The 22292-nt window shown below is 41.6% G+C and carries 16 protein-coding genes and 3 tRNA genes; 17 read left to right on the top strand and 2 right to left on the bottom strand.

The genetic code is table 11. From position 1 onward, the window contains the following. Positions 1-8 precede the first annotated feature (8 nt). The 17 genes from B5Y40_RS23985 to B5Y40_RS23900 all read left to right on the top strand — a co-directional run bounded on the left by B5Y40_RS23985 (position 9) and on the right by B5Y40_RS23900 (position 21214). Positions 9-1400 carry a sialate O-acetylesterase gene (locus B5Y40_RS23985; RefSeq protein WP_079689413.1) on the top strand — a complete coding sequence of 464 codons (1392 nt, stop codon included), beginning with the start codon at positions 9-11 and terminating at the stop codon, positions 1398-1400. 58 nt (positions 1401-1458) lie between these two features. Further along, the gene (locus B5Y40_RS23980) at positions 1459-2799 is read left to right on the top strand and encodes a sigma-54-dependent transcriptional regulator (protein WP_079689412.1); all 1341 of its coding nucleotides are present in this window, start codon (positions 1459-1461) and stop codon (positions 2797-2799) included. A gap of 273 nt (positions 2800-3072) precedes the next feature. Continuing rightward, a complete protein-coding gene (gene kdpF / locus B5Y40_RS30140) occupies positions 3073-3150 on the top strand; it encodes a K(+)-transporting ATPase subunit F (RefSeq protein WP_079689988.1) in 78 nt (25 codons plus the stop codon). Positions 3151-3152: 2 nt separating this feature from the next. After that, on the top strand, positions 3153-4847 hold the full coding sequence (kdpA, locus tag B5Y40_RS23970) for a potassium-transporting ATPase subunit KdpA (RefSeq protein WP_079689411.1): 1695 nt from the start codon (positions 3153-3155) through the stop codon (positions 4845-4847). 22 nt (positions 4848-4869) lie between these two features. Further along, the gene (gene kdpB, locus B5Y40_RS23965; protein ID WP_079689987.1) at positions 4870-6936 is read left to right on the top strand and encodes a potassium-transporting ATPase subunit KdpB; all 2067 of its coding nucleotides are present in this window, start codon (positions 4870-4872) and stop codon (positions 6934-6936) included. Positions 6937-6941: 5 nt separating this feature from the next. Continuing rightward, entirely contained in the window at positions 6942-7511 is a 570-nt protein-coding gene (gene kdpC, locus B5Y40_RS23960; RefSeq protein ID WP_079689410.1) for a potassium-transporting ATPase subunit KdpC, read from the top strand. Between the two features lie 31 nt (positions 7512-7542). Further along, entirely contained in the window at positions 7543-8673 is a 1131-nt protein-coding gene (locus B5Y40_RS23955) for a histidine kinase (protein WP_079689409.1), read from the top strand. Beyond that, positions 8670-10376, top strand: coding sequence for a HAMP domain-containing sensor histidine kinase (locus B5Y40_RS23950; RefSeq protein ID WP_079689408.1), 1707 nt, complete (start codon positions 8670-8672; stop codon positions 10374-10376). Before B5Y40_RS23955 ends, B5Y40_RS23950 begins: the two co-directional genes overlap by 4 nt. Before the next feature lie 117 nt (positions 10377-10493). Then, on the top strand, positions 10494-12746 hold the full coding sequence (locus B5Y40_RS23945) for a heavy metal translocating P-type ATPase (RefSeq protein WP_143785921.1): 2253 nt from the start codon (positions 10494-10496) through the stop codon (positions 12744-12746). 119 nt (positions 12747-12865) lie between these two features. After that, positions 12866-13072, top strand: a complete 207-nt coding sequence (locus tag B5Y40_RS23940; protein ID WP_079689406.1) for a heavy-metal-associated domain-containing protein — start codon at positions 12866-12868, stop codon at positions 13070-13072. A 289-nt stretch (positions 13073-13361) separates the two neighbouring features. Beyond that, a complete protein-coding gene (locus B5Y40_RS23935) occupies positions 13362-16508 on the top strand; it encodes a sensor histidine kinase (protein ID WP_079689405.1) in 3147 nt (1048 codons plus the stop codon). 90 nt (positions 16509-16598) lie between these two features. Further along, on the top strand, positions 16599-18617 hold the full coding sequence (locus B5Y40_RS23930; protein WP_079689404.1) for an ATP-binding protein: 2019 nt from the start codon (positions 16599-16601) through the stop codon (positions 18615-18617). Between the two features lie 351 nt (positions 18618-18968). Further along, positions 18969-19057 (top strand) — tRNA-Ser (locus B5Y40_RS23920). A gap of 34 nt (positions 19058-19091) precedes the next feature. Beyond that, positions 19092-19442, top strand: a complete 351-nt coding sequence (locus B5Y40_RS23915; protein ID WP_079689402.1) for a four helix bundle protein — start codon at positions 19092-19094, stop codon at positions 19440-19442. Between the two features lie 5 nt (positions 19443-19447). Further along, positions 19448-19521 (top strand) — tRNA-Arg (locus B5Y40_RS23910). 81 nt (positions 19522-19602) lie between these two features. Continuing rightward, positions 19603-19676, top strand: a tRNA-Pro gene (locus B5Y40_RS23905). Between the two features lie 275 nt (positions 19677-19951). Beyond that, positions 19952-21214: a site-specific integrase gene (locus tag B5Y40_RS23900; RefSeq protein WP_079689401.1), complete on the top strand. Its 1263-nt coding sequence runs from the start codon at positions 19952-19954 to the stop codon at positions 21212-21214. 51 nt (positions 21215-21265) lie between these two features. Here the strand turns inward: B5Y40_RS23900 and B5Y40_RS23895 are convergent, their stop codons facing one another. Together B5Y40_RS23895 and B5Y40_RS23890 are read right to left on the bottom strand one after the other, a co-directional pair. Beyond that, a complete protein-coding gene (locus B5Y40_RS23895; RefSeq protein WP_079689400.1) occupies positions 21266-21733 on the bottom strand; it encodes a JAB domain-containing protein in 468 nt (155 codons plus the stop codon). Positions 21734-21967: 234 nt separating this feature from the next. Further along, the gene (locus tag B5Y40_RS23890) at positions 21968-22255 is read right to left on the bottom strand and encodes a hypothetical protein (RefSeq protein WP_079689399.1); all 288 of its coding nucleotides are present in this window, start codon (positions 22253-22255) and stop codon (positions 21968-21970) included. Positions 22256-22292: the final 37 nt, after the last annotated feature.

Below are 22292 nucleotides of genomic sequence, written 5' to 3'. Positions count from 1 at the left end.
GGTATATCATGAAGGTAGCTATTTCAACACTCGTTTTGCTTTTGCAGTTGCAATTGGGTATGGCGAACGTAAAGCCAGGCAGTCTTTTCAGTGATCATGTTGTTTTACAAAAAGGTGTTGTCGTGCCCGTATGGGGAACCGCGGAAGAAGGCGAGGTAGTAACAGTTCAATTCAATGGTCAGGTTGTTTCTGTAAAGACCATACAGGGCAAGTGGACTGTAAGACTTCAGCCGTTACCCTATATTACTACGCCTTCGGTGATGACGATCATGGGACATGATACTGTTACCATTCGTGATATACTTGTGGGGGAAGTATGGTTGTGTAGTGGTCAGTCGAACATGGAGCGTCAGTTAGGGCCGCGTCCACCGCAGCCGCTCATTACGAATTGGGAGAAAGAAAGAGATGCTGCGAACTATCCGCTCATTCGGGAATACTATGTGCCTTTGAAATATTCTGCCGATAAGATTCAGGATGTAAACAGCCAATGGAAAGTATGCTCGCCTCAGACAGTCTCTGATTTTTCTGCAGTCGGTTATTTCTTTGCCAGGAATTTGCACACCGGTATAAATGTACCGATCGGTATATTATTCTCTGCCTTCGGAGGCACACCTGCAGAAGACTGGACCAGTCGCGAAGCGCTGGAAGGAAATCCTGCGCTGGCCGAGCTTGTAAAGAACTATGATCGAATAGAGGGATATAGACCGGCAGGTAAAGTAATGAGCGGACTCTATAATGGAATGATCTTCCCTTTGATACCGTATGCAATAAAAGGTGTAGTGTGGTATCAGGGTGAAGCGAATAATGACCGCGCGAAAGAATATCAGACTATATTGCCGAACATGATTAAAAACTGGCGTGATGATTTTAGACAAGGCGATCTTCCGTTTCTGATTGTACAAATCGCTCCATTCAAAGACATGCGCCCCGAGATCCGCGAAGCACAATTCCTGGTAACGCAAAAAGTAAAGCAAACTGCGTTGGTTGTAACCACTGATTGCGGCGATGCGAATGATATACACCCTTCACACAAGCAACCGGTCGGGGAGAGGCTTTCACTCGCGGCTCGTGGATTGGCGTATGGGCACTCCGTGGAATATGCCGGACCAACCTATCAATCCTTCACTATAAAAGGCAACAAGGTAATTTTACACTTTAGCCATACAGGGCGAGGACTTGTAGCCAGCGATAAGAATGCACTTGTCGGATTTACAATAGCAGGGCAGGATAAAAAATTTGTCCCTGCGCAAGCGGTTATCAAAGGTAAATCTGTAATTGTTTCCAATAAAAGTATAGCTAAACCAGTGGCAGTTCGCTATGGCTGGGAAAATGTACCGATTGTTAATTTACAAAATGCTGATGGTTTGCCAGCGTGTCCGTTCAGGACTGATGTTGAGTGAGACATGTATAAATTATACTACATCATATACCATAACACTTGAAAAATAAGACAGTATTTTGAACAACACCAACATTCTCATAATCGATGACGAAGAAAATCTTCGGAAGCTCCTGGCCCGTGTTATCGAGCTCGAAGGTCATCGTGTATATCAGGCTGCCACCATACACGAAGGTATGCGGTTATTGGCCAAGGAGAATGTGCACATTGTTGTATCGGATGTTAAGCTTCCCGACGGTAATGGAGTCGACCTGGTGAGCCGGATTAAACAAGAGTATCCTGCGATCGAGATTATTGTGTTAACGGCTTATGGTACAATACAGGATGGCGTAAAGGCGATCAAGAATGGTGCATTTGATTATCTTACAAAAGGTGAGCATCAGGAAAAGATACTGCCGTTGTTAAGCAAGGCAGCTGAGAAAGCATTGCTACAGCATAAGATATATATACTTGAATCCAAACTGCAAAATCGTTTTGGTTTTGAAAATATATTAGGAGAAAACAAAATGCTGCTCGAGCGCGTTGCGCTGGCCAGAAAGGTTGCTGCAACGAGTACAACGGTATTGCTATTGGGCGAGACCGGCACCGGCAAGGAAGTATTTGCGCAGGCTATACATTATGAAGGTCCGCGTAAGACAAAACCATTTATAGCGGTTAACTGCAGTGCGTTTCCAAAAGATCTTCTCGAAAGTGAATTGTTCGGGCATGCAGAAGGAGCGTTCACAGGTGCTACAAAATCAAAGAAGGGCTATCTCGAAGAAGCCCATGAAGGTACATTGTTCCTCGATGAGATCGGCGAAATGAATATAGATCTCCAGGCAAAGTTACTTCGGGTGTTAGAGAGTGGAGAATTCTATCGTGTAGGTGAGAGTAAAGTACGGCATGTGAATGTGCGATTTATAGCAGCCACCAATCGTAACCTGGAGAAAGAATCGGAAGCCGGAAACTTTCGGCAGGACCTTTTCTATAGGCTCTCCGTATTTGCAATCTCACTTCCATCGTTACGCGAACGCAAAGATGATATAAAGACACTGGCCGATTACTTCATCAATCAATTTGCACGTAAGACTAACAAACCTGTTGCAATGATGTCGCCAGCATTCTTAAATGCATTGCAGCAACACGCCTGGAAGGGAAACATCCGTGAGCTAAAAAATATAATAGAACGATGTGTGATCCTCAATGACCAACCTGTATTGGAAGCAGATGTACTACCGTATGACTTCAACTTGCATGATGATACTTTGACCGATGGAAATTTTGATCTCGCTTCCGCGGAAAAGAGACATATTCAAAAAATACTCGCCTATACGAAAGGAAACAAAACTCAAACCGCAAAATTATTGAGCATTGGGTTAACTACACTGTACCAGAAGATCAAGGACTATAATCTCTCGTAACCCAAAACATTCTATTTCAGTCTTCCATTTTTAAAATACCCTTCGGATTCCGAAGGGTATTTTTTTATGCCTTATACCGTAAGTCGCTGATTCAAAGTGCTGTTGCTAAAAGGGCATAGGACTTGTCAAGGGTGGTGTAAACATACAAAGCCATGATCCATCCATCGACAACAAAACTATATCTATGATTACATGCATTCTAATTGCCGCAGGGCTGGTATGCTTCGCGCTATTCTTTAAAGTCATTGAATACTTCGAAAATATCTGACCTATATGATTGTACTCCTCATTCTTTCCACGGCAGTGTTTATATACCTGCTATATGTGCTTGTAAAACCTGAAAAATTCTAATTATGAATACTGAAATTATCAGTGTTATCCTTATCCTCCTGATTACACTTGCGTTGGCTATACCGCTGGGTAAATATATAGCCCGGGTTTATGCCGGTGAAAACACATTCATGGATGTTGTTTTCAATCCGATTGAAAAATTATTTTACAAGGTCAGTCGCATTGACAGCGCGCAGCAAATGAACTGGAAGCAGCACCTTGTTGCACTGCTTACTATAAATATAGTGTGGTTCTTCCTGGGAATGTTGGTGTTGATGAACCAGGGATGGCTTCCGCTGAACCCGGACGGAAATCCCTCCATGTCACCTGATCTTGCGTTTAACACCACCATAAGTTTCATCACCAATACAAACCTGCAGCATTATTCAGGCGAGTCAGCACTCTCGTATTTTGGACAGTTAACGTTGATGTTTTATCAATTCGTGAGTGCAGGTGCAGGGATGGCGGTAGCGGCTGTTTTGTTCAGTGCGCTTCGTGAACGTACCAGCGATAAACTCGGTAATTTCTACGAGTACTTTCTGAAATCCTGTACCCGTATTTTATTACCAATATCATTTATAGTGGCAGTTATACTTGTATTCAGTGGTACACCGATGACCTTCGATGGAAAGGATGCCATCACTTCACTACAAGGTGACACCGTACAGGTATCGCGCGGGCCTGCAGCTGCTATGATCGCTATCAAACAAGTAGGTACAAATGGCGGTGGATACTTTGGTGTAAACTCCGCGCATCCGTTGGAGAATCCTGACTTCATTACCAATGCTGTTGAGACCATTACTATTCCGCTCATCTCAATCGCGTTGGTGTTTGCACTGGGTTATTATCTCAAGCGTAAAAAACTTGCGTGGATGATTTTTGCTGTGATGACCGTTGGATTCCTGGTATGCCTTATTCCAACTATATACCTTGAGATGAACGGCAATCCGGCTATATCCCGCATGGGAATTGATCAGGCCGCTGGTAGTATGGAAGGGAAGGAAGTGCGCTTTGGTAGTGCAGCCTCTGCGCTGTGGGCTATACTTACCACCTGTACTTCCAATGGTTCGATAAATTCCATGCACGACAGCCTCACTCCACTCTCCGGTATGTTTACCATGTTGGGGATGCAGATCAATGCTTTTTACGGAGGTAAAGGTGTAGGGCTTCTGAATTTTTATATTTTCATTATTATCGCCGTATTTATTTCAGGGCTGATGGTAGGACGAACACCGGAGTTTCTCGGGAAGAAAATTGAAGTGCGTGAAATGAAGATCGCCATGCTGGTATTCCTGCTACATCCTTTTCTCATTCTTGCTGGCACGGCAATGTCTTCCTATTTGATATATGTACATCCCGACTATGCATGGTTGAATAATCCAGGGTATCACGGATTTTCAGAAATGCTATACGAATATACTTCCGCTTCGGCTAACAATGGAAGTGGCTTTGAAGGATTGGGTGACAACACACCTTGGTGGAATATATCCTGTGGCATCATTATGCTGCTTGCAAGGTTTATCCCCATCATTGGCCCTATAGCAATTGCCGGAATCCTCGCTGAAAAGAAATATATACCGGAAAGTGCAGGTACCCTTAAAGCTGATACTGCAACGTTCGGTGTAATGGTGCTCGCAGTCATCGCCATTCTTGTCGCCTTGTCATTCTTTACAGCCCTGGCCCTTGGACCCATTGCTGAATATTTCAGCATTGCCTGATTATTTTAAAAATACTATATATATGTCTACACGAGAAAGAAAGACACCACTGTTTCAGAGAGCGCTTGTAAATGAAGCGTTGAGGCAGTCAATCATAAAATTGAATCCACGAATTTTAGTTAAGAACCCGGTGATGTTCACTGTAGAAATCGGGACAGCGGTAATGCTGGTGGTTTGCATCTGGGTGCTTGCAGGTGAAAACTCCCAAGGTAGCTTTGCATATAACTTTGCGATCTTTTTGATTCTGCTACTCACCGTCCTGTTTGCAAATTTTGCCGAAGCTATAGCGGAAGCACGTGGTAAAGCACAAGCTGACTCACTTCGCAAGACGCGTGAAGAAACACCCGCGAAGGTCATTGACGACAATGGTATCATCACCACACGATCATCCAGTCAGTTGAAAAAAGGTGATGTGTTCATTTGTGAGGTTGGTGATACTATACCTGCCGATGGCGAGATTATAGAAGGTATAGCAACGATAGATGAAAGCGCGATCACGGGGGAATCTGCGCCCGTCATTCGTGAATCCGGTGGTGATAAATCTTCCGTGACCGGAGGTACAAAAGTATTGTCTGATCGGATTAAAGTAATTGTGACGTCTAAGCCTGGTGAGAGCTTTCTTGATAAGATGATCTCTTTGGTAGAAAATGCGTCACGCCAAAAGACACCGAACGAAACGGCATTAACAATTTTACTGGCAGGCTTTACGCTCATCTTCATCATCGTATGTGTAACCCTCCAGCCTTTTTCACTCTATGCGAATACTCCCATTACGATAGCGGCTTTTATTTCGTTGTTTGTTTGCCTGATTCCAACTACTATAGGCGGACTGCTCTCCGCTATAGGTATAGCAGGTATGGATCGTGCGCTACGCGCAAATGTGATAACGAAATCTGGTAAAGCAGTAGAGACCGCCGGTGACCTCGATACCATTTTGCTTGACAAGACAGGGACGATAACCATTGGTAATCGCAAGGCAACAAACTTTTATCCTGCAGAAGGTATATCTGAAGATGACCTGATTGAATGTGCCACCATTGCTTCACTGTCCGATGAAACCCCGGAAGGTAAATCGATCATTGAGCTTGCCGCCATTAAAGGATTCCGCCATCCGGCCATGTTGGGAAGTACTGCCGATCTGACGTTGGGGCTGCCGCAATCGCGCATTATAAAATTTTCTGCGGAGACGCGTACTTCCGGTATAGATTTGGAGGACCGCAGTATTCGTAAAGGTGCTTATGATGCAATTAAGAAACTGGTTGAGATAGCAAACAATACTTTTCCCGCCGATATAAAGAATATAGTGGAGAAGATATCATCCAATGGCGGTACGCCACTCGTGGTGTCTCAAAATAATAGCGTTGCAGGCGCAATTGAATTACAAGATATAGTCAAGCCCGGTATTCGTGAACGATTCGAACGCTTGCGCAAGATGGGAGTGAAGACTGTTATGGTAACGGGCGACAATCCGTTAACTGCTAAATACATAGCGGAAAAAGCTGGCGTAGACGATTTTATAGCGGAAGCCAAGCCTGAAGACAAAATGGAGTATATTAAAAAAGAGCAGGCAAGTGGAAAGCTGGTGGCGATGATGGGCGATGGAACCAACGATGCTCCGGCACTAGCGCAAGCGGATGTGGGTGTAGCTATGAACAGCGGTACAGCAGCAGCCAAGGAGGCCGGTAATATGGTTGACCTCGATAATGATCCTACCAAACTTATTGAAGTAGTAGAGATCGGCAAACAGTTGCTGATGACACGAGGAACACTCACCACCTTTAGTATAGCGAATGATGTCGCAAAATATTTTGCTATAGTACCCGCACTCTTTATTACTTCTATACCAGCTTTGCAGAGCATGAATATCATGCAGTTGAACAGTCCGCAGAGCGCAATTCTTTCTGCGATAATTTTCAACGCTATTATTATTCCGTTGCTGATACCCCTGGCGTTACGAGGTGTGTCGTATAAACCTATAGGAGCCGCGGCATTGCTTCGCAGAAATCTTCTCATCTATGGATTGGGTGGAATTATAGTCCCTTTCCTGGGAATAAAGCTTATTGATGTATTGATATCAACAATCCTCTAACGAATATGAAAAATCAAAATTTCCCCGCTATACTGTTAAGCCTTTGCTGTCTTGTTTTCTTTTGCGGTATATATACAGCTGCAGTGTGGGCTGTTGCGCAAGTTGCTCCGAATCAAGGTAAAGGTAAAATAATATTCTATGGTGGTAACTCGCAGCAGTATGGATTTGCAAATATAGGGCAAGCCTTTACAGTCGATAAATATTTCTGGTCGCGTCCTTCTGCCGTAAACTATAATGCAGCAGGTTCAGGTGGTAGCAACAAAGGTGCTGGCAATCCGGAATATCTTCTACAGGTTCAGGCGCGCATAGACACTTTCCTGTTACACAATCCTGCTGTAAAAAGAGACCAGATTCCAACAGAGCTGGTAACTGCTTCGGGCAGCGGACTCGATCCTCATCTCTCTCCGGGCGCTGCCCATATACAGGTAGAGCGCATTGCAAAGATCAGAGGTATACCTAAAGAAAGACTAAATACCCTGTTGCATAAATATACTCATAGGCCATGGTTCGGTGTGTTTGGAATAGAAACTGTAAACGTTCTTGAACTAAACATTGCACTCGATCAAATGAAATAGCTATATTTTAGTACTTGCTTTTATAAGATCTATGAAAGACCAGGAGAAAGAAAAGTCGGTTGAGCATTTTCTTAATCTTATCCGCAAATCAAAGCGTGGCAAGTTTAAAGTATACATTGGCATGAGTGCCGGTGTAGGCAAAACATATCGGATGCTGCAGGAAGCGCACAGTCTTTTAAAGAACCGCGTGAATGTAAAGATCGGGTATATAGAAACGCATAACCGTGCCGAGACCGCAGCGTTGGCAGAAGGGCTTCCCTGTATAGAACGAAAAAAGGTTTTCTATAAGGGCAAGGAGTTGGAAGAGATGGATGTTCAATCCATCCTGAGTCAGCACCCTGAAGTTGTTATTGTAGATGAGCTGGCACATTCTAACATTCCCGGGGGAAAGAACGAAAAGCGCTGGCAGGATGTCATCGATATACTGGAATCAGGCATCAACGTGATCAGTGCCTTGAATATCCAGCATATTGAAAGTATAAATGAGGAAGTTCACAAAATTACCGGTATACAAGTAAGCGAACGTGTTCCGGATAAAGTATTGCAAATGGCCGATGAGGTTGTAAATATAGACCTCACAGCAGACGAATTGATTGCAAGACTAAAGGAAGGCAAAATATACCATCCTGATAAAGTAGAGGTGGCACTCCGGAATTTCTTTAAGCCTGAAAAGATACTTCAACTTCGTGAGCTTGCACTAAAAGAAGTTGCTTCACAAGTAGAGCGAAAGGTTGATACGGAAGTAGCGATCGACATCAGACTCCGGCATGAGCGCTTTCTCGCTTGCATCAGCAGTAATCATGAAACTGCGCGGATGATCATTCGTAAAACAGCACGACTGGCGAGCTACTATAATTCGAAATGGTATGTACTCTATGTGCAGGTGCCCCGAGAGGATGCCAATCGTATTAAGCTTTCGGTACAGCGGCACCTGATCAATAATTTAAAATTAGCAACGGAGCTTGGTGCAGAAGTGCTACAGGTAAGGAGTAAAAATATACCGGCAACCATGGTAAAGATTGTTGATGAAAAGCAGATCACGACTGTGTGCATCGGCAAACCACACTTTCATCTTTGGCAAGTAATTTTGAAAACCAATACATTTAACCAACTTTTGAACAAACTTTCCAATTCGGATACCGATCTAATCATTCTGTCATGAGTATAAAAACCAAGGTGGCGCTGGGTGTAGCATTTCTGTTTGCAGCGATTCTTACAATCGGTGGTATAGGTTTACACTACTTGCATGAGTTGGCGGGGGACACACAAAATATCATTCGCAATAATTATGAAACACTTCAGTATACCAAGCGGATTCTTGCACTGACCAATGGCAGCAAAGCTTTCTCGGTTGATTCAATTGAACAAAACATTTTACGGCAGGAATCAAACATTACAGAGCCCGGAGAACGGGAGTTGACTATAAAGCTGCGGAGCATTTTCGAGAAATACAGAGTGGCGGAAAATGATAGTATAGTGCTGGAACAATTGCGTGCCACGGCATTGGCTATACAGGATATAAACCTGAGCGCGATCATCCGTAAAAATGAAGTTGCCCAAGCTACAGCATCGCGTGCGTCTACCTATGTCGTTATAATCCTTTCCGTGTTTGCTATTCTGGCGTTCACCTTCATTGTGAACTTTCCGGGATATGTAGCCAATCCCATTATACAACTTACCAACAGTATAAAATCCATCGCTGATAAAAATTATGAGGAGCGATTGCATTTTGATCGGAAGGATGAATTTGAGGAACTCGCACAGGCTTTCAACCGAATGGCGGAGAAGCTTGATGAGTATGAGCACAGTAACCTGGCGCGTGTAATTTTTGAAAAGAGACGTATCGAGGCGATCATTAACCGTATGACTGATCCTGTGCTTGGACTGGATGAACGAAAGAAAATTGTTTTTGCAAATGACCAAGCGCTGGCATTTTTAAATATACCAAAGGAACAACTCGTGGGACGTTACGCTCCGGATGTTGCCGTTGAGAATGATCTGCTTCGAAATCTGATTCGCGAAGGACCAACAAAAGATACTGAAAGTAATATTATCAAGATCGTTTTGGACGGAAAGGAAAATTATTTTTCGAAAGAGAACATCACGGTGCAATATATACCTACCGGTGAAAAGAATGTCGCGATTATAGGACAGGTGTTGCTTCTGAAAAATGTTACACCGTACAAGGAGCTTGATCTTGCCAAGACTAATTTTATCGCAACTATATCTCACGAATTGAAAACTCCTATCGCTTCACTGCAAATGTGTACGAAGTTGTTGCGTGATAAACGGGTTGGAGAGCTGAACAGTGAACAGGGAAGTATCACTGAGACTATGTTGGATGAGATTAACCGGCTATCTAAAATTACGCATGAGTTGCTTGACCTGGCGCAAGTCGAAACGGGAAATATAAAGCTTAATATCCGGTCGGTGAGTCCACGGGAGATTATTGAATATGCGCAGGCGGCAATAAAATTTCAAGCGGAACGAAAGCGTGTAGCCATCACGGTAGACATTGCCGAGAGTGTTGATAATGTTCATGCAGATATGGACAAGACTACATGGGTACTTATAAATTTACTAACCAATGCCATTCGCTATAGCCCGGAAGGCGGAGAGATCATTCTCCGATGCCATCGTCAGCAGAATGCTATAGTGTTCTCTGTTCAGGATTTCGGTTCGGGTATAGAAGCAAAGTTTAAAAACCGTTTATTCGAAAAGTTTTTTCAAGTACCGGGTACGCCATCCGGTACGGGACTTGGCCTGTCAATCTCGAAAGAGTTTATTGAATCGCAAGGTGGAAAGATCACAGTGGAGAGTGATCTTGGGAAAGGATCGTTGTTTGCATTTGAGTTATCTGTATAAGCATGGTCTCTTCGATATGAAATGATATAAATCAAAGCTGTTATTGTATAAAACTTAACAGAGCTGCACACAGTATATTTGTTGTGTAGCAAATGTTGATTTAAAGTATTTGAAATCATGTCAGTCGATAGTCTTACAATTAAAAATAAAAACGCAAAGGTCGTCCGCAACACATTTCCGGTTTTGGAAATGACATGCGCGGCTTGTGCCGTGAGTGTAGAGTCGATGTTGAAATCGGCCCCGGGTGTACAAAATGCAGGAGTAAATTTCGCGAATCAATCTGCGTGGGTTGAATACGATGAACACCTCGCCAAACCTGTAGATCTTCAAAATGCAGTGCGGTCTATTGGTTATGACCTGGTGGTAGATGTTGAAGATCCACAGGCTGTAAAGGAAGAAGCACAACGAAAGCATTATGAAGAAATAAAGAATCGTACAATCTGGTCATCTATACTTGCATTTCCTGTTGTGATTCTTGGAATGTTCTTCATGGATCTTCCATATGCAACCTATATATCGATGATCCTGTCGGCTCCAGTGGTTTTTTACCTGGGAAGAAATTTTTTTATCAATGCCTGGAAGCAAGCTAAACATGGTAAAGCGAATATGGATACACTGGTTGCTTTATCGACCGGTATTGCATTTTTATTCAGCGCGTTTAATACTTTTTTTCCGGAGTTTTGGCACGCACGTGGTTTGCATGCACATGTATACTATGAAGCAGCTGCGGTTGTAATAGCGTTTATATCGCTTGGAAAATTACTTGAAGAACGAGCAAAATCCAATACATCGTCTGCTATAAAAAAGCTGATGGGACTGCAACCGAAAACAGTTCGCGTAATTGTAGATGGACATGAACAGGAATTATCGATATCCCAGGTGAAGGTCGGTAATACGCTCATTGTTCGACCTGGTGAAAGAATTCCGGTTGATGGCATGGTTACTTCAGGTTCTTCCTTTGTAGATGAGAGTATGATTTCCGGAGAACCTATACCGGTAGAGAAAAAGAGCGGTGATAGGATTTTTGCTGGCACCGTAAATCAGAAGGGAAGTTTTCAGTTCGAGGCGAAGAAAGTAGGAGGCGATACAATCCTGGCACACATTATTAAGATGGTGCAGGAAGCACAAGGCAGCAAGGCCCCTGTACAAAAACTAGTCGATAAGATTGCCGGTATATTTGTACCGGTTGTGATCGGTATTGCCATCGTTACCTTTATTACCTGGATGATTGCTGGTGGCGGCAATGCTTTCACACATGCATTACTCACTTCAGTTACCGTCCTGGTCATTGCGTGTCCTTGTGCATTGGGGCTGGCAACTCCTACTGCGATCATGGTAGGCGTTGGTAAAGGTGCAGAAAATAATATACTCATCAAGGATGCAGAAAGTCTTGAGCTGGCGCACCGTGTAAACGCGATCATCCTCGATAAGACCGGCACGATCACCGAGGGGAAACCAATTGTAACAGATATAGTATGGAAAGTGGAAAGCGAGGATCAAAGTATATATAAGAAAATCCTGTTCGCATTGGAAGCAAAATCAGAACACCCTTTAGCCGATGCAGTAGTTAATAAACTAAAGGAGGAAAATATACAGAGTATAGTAATTGAAAAATTTGAAAGCCTTACAGCGCGTGGAGTCAAAGGAAGTCATCTGAATACAACGTATTTTATTGGCAATCGGAAATTGATGGATGAAAATGGAATCAACGTCAGTGCGGCGATCGCTGATTCAGCTTCGAAGTTCCAGGCTGAGGCGAAGACGGTAGTATATTTTTCTGATGATAAAAATATATTGGCTATAGTAGCAATCGCGGATAAAGTAAAAGTGACGTCAGCCGCTGCCATACGGTCCCTTCAGGAGAAAGGCGTTGATGTATATATGTTAACAGGTGATAACGAACAAACCGCTAAAGCCGTTGCAGCGCAAGTAGGAGTGAAGCAGTATCGCGCGGAGGTTCTTCCCAATGATAAAGCTTCCTTTGTAAAACAACTTCAGCAAAATGGAAAGATTGTAGCGATGGTAGGCGATGGTATAAACGACTCGCAAGCATTAGCGCAGGCTGACGTGAGTATCGCTATGGGCAAGGGCTCGGATATAGCCATGGATGTAGCCAAGATGACGCTGATCACTTCAGACCTGCAATTGATTACGAAAGCATTGAATCTATCCATTAAAACGGTACGGGGTATAAGGCAAAATTTATTCTGGGCTTTTATCTATAACGTGATCGGTATACCTTTAGCCGCGGGTGTTCTTTATCCTGTGAACGGTTTTTTACTGGATCCAATGATCGCTGGTGCAGCCATGGCGCTAAGCTCCGTAAGCGTTGTGGGAAACAGTTTGCGGCTTAAAGCTGTAAAACTTTAAATGGTGGAGAGTATTGGACATCGGTTCATAAATTATATAAACCTTTCTTAGGATAATATAAATCGAAAACCATTGTATTTCGTTTCTTGTATGTATAGAAGTTTAAAATTAAAATCGATATGGAAGCAATTAAATTCAAAACCAACATAAAATGTTCCGGCTGTGTGGAAAAAGTCACACCACATTTAGATGCCGCAGTTGGTGAACAGAACTGGGAAGTAGATCTGAACGATCCTGCCAAGGTACTAACGGTGACAGCAGATACGAACGAAGCCAAGGTCAAAGAAGCTTTGGAAAAAGCTGGCTATAAAGCCGAGAAAGTATAGTATATAACGTATATTTTTGTTACTGAAAGCTGATCTTACCGGTCGGCTTTTTTTATTTCATTTCAGCTGGATTGTCCAAACGGTCGTTCAAGAAGAGTAAAAAGTCTATCTATATAGTTGTTTTGACCGAATCTAAGTAAAAATACGGATACGGATGTGCATGATTAAACGTAATCCTAAAGTGTAGGGAATTTAAGTTATTTGTTGTCAGATAAACGCACCTCGTCTTACATGCTTAAAGACTGAATATAAAGTCACATCAATTCATAGAGTTCCTAATAGCCAGAAAGTGAATAAATTTCTTATCGGAGTAACGGGCTTGTTGTTTTGCCTGCTGCATTTGAATGTATGTGGGCAACAGCTATTCATTCGCAGATATGTTGCTGATGAATATAAAGCTGGAATGACTTATGGGATGACGCAAGGTGAGTATGGTGTATTATATGTCGCAAATGGCGATGGCGTACTTCGTTACGATGGGCATGAATGGCAAACTATCATACTGCCAAACCATGAGTCTCCTGTAGGGCTATCTGTTGACTCTGTAGGACGTATATATGTATCTGTTCCTGGTGATTTTGGATATATGCAAAAGAATGATTCCGGTAGCTACAAATACCAATCGTTAGTGCCGCTGCTTCCGTTAAAATACCAACATGTATCAACCGTAAATAATATAGTTCAGGTAGGTGAATATATTCTCTTTCTGAGCGAGGATCATCTATACGTCTATACAAACGGAAAAATTAAAGTCATGGATTTAAGTTTAGGCTATCCAGGAATTATTAAAATACACAATCATGTATATATTTTAAGAGAAGACGCACTCTATATTTTTAAGGATGGTGATTTTGAGCTTTCCCATTTTCAAATTGGCAACAAAAGTGATATCAGGTCTATATCAGGCTTCTCGCACAACCGATTCCTTGTTCTTGATTTCAATGATCGACTTTGGATTGTTGATCCAGCTGCGGATAAGACTGCCAATAAACGGCTGCTGTTGGATAATATCGGCACTTATGTAAAGGGTGCAGAACTATACGATGTTACATTCCTTGACAACGGTTTGATTGCTATCGTTGCGGAAGGTAACATCGTTTTTTTTCGGGAAGATGGCTCCGTGGCACATCATATCGGACCTGACGTTTTACGTTATATATATCTTGGCGAATTTTTCGAAGATGACGCGCATAACATGTGGTTCGCATGTGGAAGAGAGATGTTACAGATTTGTACAAGTTCACCTTTATCTTATTACAATGATCTAAATGGGATACATCATAAAATTTTTTCGTTAGGGGAGACTGGCAATTTTCAATATGTAGGATCAGGATGGGGATATTATTATAGGGAAAAAGGGACAACGCAATTTTTGCCTTTTCATGGAGTGGACGGTGCCGGTTGGAGTCTATATAATATTCATAACAAACTTTATGCTGCGCACGAGACAGGGGTTTGGGAAGTACAAGGTAAAACAGCAGTACGGCTACGAGATGATCAGGATGGTGTTTCGTCAATATGTGGCTTCAAAAATAAACCGGGTCGATTGATCTACGCTATAAGTTATACACCCGGTATTTTTTTAATGGAGAAGAAAGGAGATCGCTGGAGTAAGAAAAAAGTAAAAGGATTTGAAGCTAATTGCAACACCGTCACGGCAGATGATGAACGCGGATATATATGGACAAGTCATCCTAATAAAGGAATCTATAAACTCCGTCTTAACGAGGCGATGGATTCTGTAATTGAATCAAAATTTTTCGATAGTCGTAATGGATTGCCATCCAACCTAAATAACAAGGTATATCGCCTGGAGGCAAGTAATAAAATAGTTGTAGCAACTATTGAAGGAATTTATACTTACAACGATAAAACGGAACGCATAGAAGCAGACAAAAAGATAAATGCTGCTTTAGGTCCAAATTTTTGCATTTATACCCTGGCTGAAAACCAGGCTGGTGATATTTATTTTTGTGGCGCCATACCTCATGTAAAGCAAACGCCAGGATTATTGAAGAAGCAATCGGACGGATCTTTTAAACTTGTCTTAACACCCTTTAATAAAGTTGCTAAAAAGATAGAGGAACTTCGTGTTGATGTTGACGTACCCATATTAATTTCAAGAGATGGAAATGTATACTTCGGAGATGATTTAACGTTAGTCAAGTATGATTCAAAGCAAAAGTCGTTTTACGATGAGCCGATATATGTTGCTGTTAAAAATGTATGGGCAGGTGACTCTCTTATTTTAAAAAACAAGAACGATCAATCGGTTAACGTGCCTTTTACGAGAAACAACTTTAAATTCCAATTTGCGAGTTTTCTTTTGGAGGATCCTGAAAAAATCACCTACCAGCATAAGCTGATTGGATTTGATGATAAATGGTCGGATTGGACGTCATCACATGAAGCTATATATACAAATTTGTCGCAAGGCAGCTATACATTTTCTGTACGCGCAAAAGATCAGTATGACCGGATCAGTAAACCCGTTACATTTTCATTTTACATACATCCACCTTGGTACAAAACTATATGGGCATACTGTGCAGATGCAATTTTGCTAGCAGCGTTGATGTACTTTATTGCAAAGGTATATACATGGCGGGTGAGGGCTCAAAAGATAAAATTGCAACAAAGGGTCGATTTGCAAAATCAGGAATTGCTTGCGCAAAATGAGGAACTATCTGCTATCAATGAAGAGGTATATAGCAAAAATGAGGCGATCAGTGATCAGGCAAAAGAACTTGAGCGACTGAATTTCACAAAAGATAAATTGTTCTCTATAGTGTCACACGATTTGCGGGGACCAGTACGGCAGGTGCAGGATGTATTGGACCTGATGGACAGGAACTATATATCAGCAGACGAATTTCAAACAATGATGCCGCGACTTCGGGAGAACATTCGGCACACATCTAACTTGACGGAGAACTTATTATACTGGGCAAGACAACAAATGGATGGTCTGCAAGTAAAAGCTTCCGTTTTCGATTTGCGCGTTATTGTAGAGGAGAATTTTAGACTCTTCAAATCAATGGCCGAGAACAAAGGCATCGTGCTTACAAATTTTGTGGAACCAACCCTATGGGTATATGCCGACAGCGATATGATGCGGTTGGTACTTCGCAACCTGATTAGTAACGCCATCAAATTTACAAGCAATGGTGGAAAAATAATGATCGGCTATAATCGTGATCAAGAGTATACCATGATTTTTGTAGAAGACACAGGTACTGGTTTGGGAAAGGATGAGATTTTAATGCTCTTCCGCAATGAACAGTTTACGAAATATGGTACATCCGGTGAGAAAGGCTCCGGTTTAGGGTTTAGTTTGTGCAGAGAATTTACGGAGAGAAATGGAGGTACCATTACCGTGGAGAGCGAGCTAGACAAGGGAACCAAAATCAGTTTCACCATGCCTAACGATGCTTGAATTTGATGTAGCAGAAATAAAAAATGATAAAACGAATTTCTATTCACAAAAATAATTGCTATCGAGCCAGTTTTGATAGATTATATAAAAATGAAAAACCTCATTCTTAAAGTATTTTATTGCCTGTGTTGTGTCCCCTTGTTTTTTGCATGCTACACCAGGCAGAAGCCCATGGATATCCAGTATAAAGGATATTGTTTTGATCAGATGGATGCAGCGGTTGATAAATGCAAAGATAACGTAGCCGACTCCCTGGATAATGTATGTTATAAACACCATATTCTAATTGACACCATCAAAGATATAGATGCAGAGATATGGCATGAATATGCTCGTGCACGCGGGCTGTTTAATCATATGAAATTTGATGAAGCGAAGGAATCTGTAAATCACTTATTGAGCCAGATGACAGATTCATCTTTCCAGCTTGAGCAGGCTAAATTGTTGGAACTAAGAGGAAATATTTGTGTGGTTGGTGGTGAAGAGCAACCGGCGGCAATTGATTATTATAAGAGTATCAATATATACCTTCAACTTGATTTACAACGTAATGCAGCGAAGTGTTATCGAGGTATAACGAATGTTCAATTCAGAGTCGGCAATCATAAACTCGCTATTGAAAACGGACAGCGAGCTATTGCTATAGAAATTGCTAATAGAATGCATTCGCGTACAGATTCCGTTGATTTGATAAACATCTATAATACGATTGGCCTTGCCTATCAGCAGATTCATGAACTTGATAGTGCTATGAAGTATTTTGAATATTCACAAACCATGGCAACAGATTTGAAGGAGGAGTTCTGGATTGGGCTGGTGAATGGAAATACTGCTAAGATATTGTTTGAAAAAGGTGATATGGAAGAGGCGGAGAGAAGAATTCGGATTGATATAAATACAAGCCGTAAGTTTAATGAGCATGCCTCGGCGGCTGTGTCTATGCTTAGCATGGGGGATATATGCGCATCACGAAACCAAAAAAAGGAAGCATCTCTATATTATGACAGTGCATACCAGCTGCAGAAAATAATTAAAGATAAGGCTGTTCTTGCTATGTACTATAGAACTCTGGCCAAGTTTAATCGCAATAAGCAAAATTTTCGGGAGGGCGATATATACTTTCGACAATATATAGCGTTACGCGACTCATTGCAAGGTGCCACGATTGGCAATGGTATTGAACAGGTGCAAAATAAAGCGCGGCTTGAGAAACAGCTTGCAGATATAAATTTGCTGCGTATGGAGAATACGTATAAAACAAAAAAGGTGCAGCTTTGGCAGCTATGCATTGGTATCATTGCGGGTGCGCTGTTATTGCTATTTATTTTATACCGAAACAATCGAAAACTCAATCAGCAATTAACCAGATTGAATGTTGATCTCGAGGAAAAAATTAAGGACCGCACCACGGAACTTATCAAGACCAATAAAGAACTCGATACATACTTGTACCGTGCTTCGCATGATGTAAGACGACCCATACTTTCTATCATTGGTCTCGCGCAGATCGCTGAGTTTGCTACTGATATTCATGAGCAATCCGATATACGAAAGAAAATTATTGCAACAGCACGTGATATGGACAAGATGCTGCATAAATTGAAAATGACATATGAACTCAGAGCATCAGTTGAGAAACAAACCTTTGATTTGTACGAATATGTTTCAGGGTTAAGTCAGGACCTCGTTAAATTTTATCCTTCCGCTAAATTTCAAATAGCAAAATCCGGTGATACAGTTTTGACATCAGACATCAGGTTTATTAATATGATCTTTTTGAATATCATGGAGAATGCCTGTGTATTTCGTCATGTTGATTCAGGAATTAATGTAAATATTGAAGGCGATGCTGACTATATATCCGTTAATATTGAGGATCATGGTATCGGAATCCAGGAAGAGTATTTGACGTCAATTTTTGAAGCCTATACACGCTTCAGTGAGCGATCTATAGGCAGCGGTATAGGACTATACATCGTATCGAAGGCGCTTTCGAAAATAGGAGGGAGTATCAATGTCAGGAGTATAGTCTATGAAGGCAGTATTGTGAAAGTAAGAATGCCCAGAAATATTCAGGTTAGTGATACTTCTGCTATGGCCATGGGATGATTATGATGTTTCGCCTTCTCTTTGTCATCCGGCTTTTTAAGTATGAATGATGATGGGAGTGGTACAGTGGTGTTTCAATTTTTTTGTCTCGTACATATTGGTAGTTTTCAACAAGAGTGCGATCATTTGTATATTCATCCTGTGTTCAACGCATGGACACAGGAAAAAATCGGTAAACAAATATGGAACTGTTTTAAAAACAATTTTGAAACAGTTTGCGATAGTTTACCGGCAACTTATATATTTGCACTTCCTTTTTGAAAAGGGGTCGATTTAAATCAAAACGAGCCTTTTCTTATCAAGAAGGCAAACAAATAAGACTGAAAAGTCTAAACAATAAGCTGAAATCCCGGAGAGGTGGGTGAGTGGCTTAAACCAGCAGTTTGCTAAACTGCGGTACTGGGCAACCGGTACCGGGGGTTCGAATCCCCCCCTCTCCGCTTAACGCGGTTGTGATGTGACTAAAACAGCGCCATGTTTGATTTTGAAAAACTAGAAGTATACCAGATTGCAAAGAACCTGGTAACCGATTCACTGAAAATCATCTTCTCCAATGAGAAGCTTGATCCTTATATCAAGGACCAGTGGAAAAAAGCATGCATGGATATTCTGTTGAACCTGGCTGAAGGTACTGGACGTATGACCAGTGCTGACAAAAAGCATTACATCACGATAGCACGAAGTGCAGTTTTTGAATGCGTAGCGATCCTACAGGTTCTTGGTGAGTTGAATTCAATTCCTTTGGCTCAAGCTCAGGATTTATATGATCGCTATGAGAAAGTTTCGAAGATGCTGCTGGGCATGTATAGAAGTCATTCGGAATGATATTAGGTCCGGTAGCTCAACTGGATAGAGCATCAGATTTCTAATCTGAGGGTTCGGGGTTCGATTCCCTGCCGGATCACAACAGAAGAATTCATAAAATTAGAATTCAGAAGTTAGGAGGTAAAAAGATAAAGTGTATCTTTGCACCTCGTTAAACAATCGGGGTGTAGCGTAGCCCGGTATCGCGCTTGGTTTGGGACCAAGAGGTCGTCAGTTCGAATCTGGCCACCCCGACATAGATACCATCATGTATCATTAAAAGCCTGCAAATTATGCGATTTGCAGGCTTTTTTGTTTGTAATCATACCAATCAGCAACAAGCAATTTCAACAAAAATGAGAACTAAACGGTGACCTAACACGGGAAGCAACCCGAGGTCACTGGAGACGTACAAATAACTGTAAGTCAGGCAATTGAATCATTTTTATCGGTTCGTTTTGATTTCATTCTAAATGACTTTTTGAAGCAGGTCACCAAATGAAACTATTCAAACTCAAAACAGAACAATTATGAGAACGACAAACACATTCGGTATTCAGTTCATCATCCGTATGAACAAGGCCAAGGATAACTTAGTCCCTATATATAGCAGGGTAACGGTTGATGGTCGCAGGGTTGAAATATCTCTGAAGAAATGGATTAATCCCAAAGAGTGGAACAACAATAAAGGTTTAGCCAAAGGCACTCGCGAAGAAATAAGATCACTCAATCACTATCTGGAAGAAGTCAAAGCAAAATTAATGAACACCTACCAGGAGATGCAGATACACAAAGAGCTCATCACTGCCGAAGAAATCAAAAATAAGTTTCTTGGAACCGATGAGAAAGACTATACGCTATGCAAAGTGATTGACTATCACAATACACAGATGAAGGAATCACTGGCCTGGGGCACAATGAAAAATTATTTTACCACACAGAAGTATATTCAGATGTTTTTAAAAGTGAAATTCGGAACTCCGGATATATATTTGTCTCAACTCACCTACAAGTTCATAGTACACTTTGAATATTATCTACGAAACTACAAACCGTTGGATCATCACAAACCTCTCGGAAATAATGGTGTAATGAAACACATTGAACGGTTTCGAAAGATGATCAACATGGCTGTACGCATGGAGTGGGTTAACAAAGATCCTTTTGCTAAGTATAAACAAAAGTTCGATAAGGTAAACCGTGAATTCCTGAGCAAAGAAGAACTTGCTAAAATTGAAAACAGGGAACTGTCGGTCGTGCGCTTGCAGTGGGTACGTGATCTTTTTGTGTTTAGCTGCTATACAGGACTTGCCTATATTGATACCATGAGACTTTCTCCGGCCAATATTACCATTGGCATTGACAGTGAATATTGGTTGATCACAAAGCGTCAAAAGACAAGTAATCCTGTACGCGTGCCGCTGCTTCCAAAAGCCCTGCAGATCATCGATAAGTATAAAGGCCATCCTCGTGCTTTAACTGAAGGTACATTGTTTCCGGTGATCTCTAATCAAAAGCTCAACAGTTACCTGAAGGAGATAGCAGATCTGTGCGGCATTCACAAGAATCTTACCTTTCATTTAGCCAGACATACTTTTGCTACTACCATCATGCTTACCAATGGCGTACCGATCGAGTCAGTAAGTAAAATGTTGGGGCACTCAAAAATCACGACTACGCAAGTCTATGCAAAAGTGATTGAACAAAAATTGAGCGTTGACATGAAAACACTGAAAGAGAAATTAGCATCGGATAATATAGACAAAGGGTTCCTGCGAGTTATCAATCAATAGTATATATTCATTGCATCATCCGTTTTAATAGTATTAATAAATGATGCGGGATTAAATTAACCCCTCATCTGCAAATGAATAATAGCTTTCGCTGGTAAGTATAAGGTGGTCGAGTAACTGAATTTCCAGCAGTCGTCCACCTTCTTTTATTTTTTTTGTCAGTTCAATGTCCGCGTGGCTTGGTGTAAGATTTCCGCTCGGATGATTATGTGATAAAATTAAGCCAGTCGCGCCGGCTCTTAATGCTGCAACAAATATCAATTTCGGATCGGCTACTGTTCCAGCTATACCACCAGTTGATACTTCAAATACACCGAGGACTTTGTTAGCTCTGTTTGTAAAGAGTACTTTGAATTGTTCGCAGAGTTCAATTACTGAATCATTCCAAACTCGTTTCAAAACTTCATGAGCATCACGTGAACTGGTAATCTTCGGCCTTAGTGAAGGCTTCACATTCGATTTGTACGAGAGCTGAATTTCCGCTACTTCCCATTGTTTCTTTTCATTTGTGCTTTCCATAATTGTAAGTATTAATTATGGTCGTCACAAAGCTTAGGTGTACGCTCCGGCAAAAGGAATCGGAATAATTGGGGGTTCCTGGAAACGTACGTTGTAAGGGGGAAACCGTTTATGCCGAAGTCTTTTGCAAGGAACGAAACACCTAAGCTACTTTTACCATGATTAATACTTTACTGGGAAAGCACAAGAAATAATAGGCAGAGTAGCGGCAGCCTGGCGTAGCACGAAAGATTTTCAGTAAGCTTCCCTGGAGAAGTATATATACATTCCTTTAAATTTCATCCACTCCACATCCGAAACCCGAAGCTTACATAAACCTTTTACAAAGCGTCCTATTTCTGCTGGAGCAATTTTACTGTCTTTGATTTTTCGAAATAGAAGTTCCTCGGTCTCATCCGAAATCCAATGAATGTCCCTTTCTTTAATGACCTCCAGCATTGTTTCAATTTTGGTTGTCTGTCCTCTCGGGGTTTCCCGGGCTACATATAGTTGAATTAAGTGTTCGAAGTTGGATGTTTTCATTTTGAAATTCCCTCCAACTATATACTCTCAGAAAGTA

This window comes from Ohtaekwangia koreensis (assembly GCF_900167975.1).
Taxonomy (GTDB): domain Bacteria; phylum Bacteroidota; class Bacteroidia; order Cytophagales; family Cyclobacteriaceae; genus Ohtaekwangia; species Ohtaekwangia koreensis.
The sequence above is the reverse complement of the archived record's forward strand: the minus strand, read 5'-3'. Positions and strand labels throughout refer to the sequence as shown.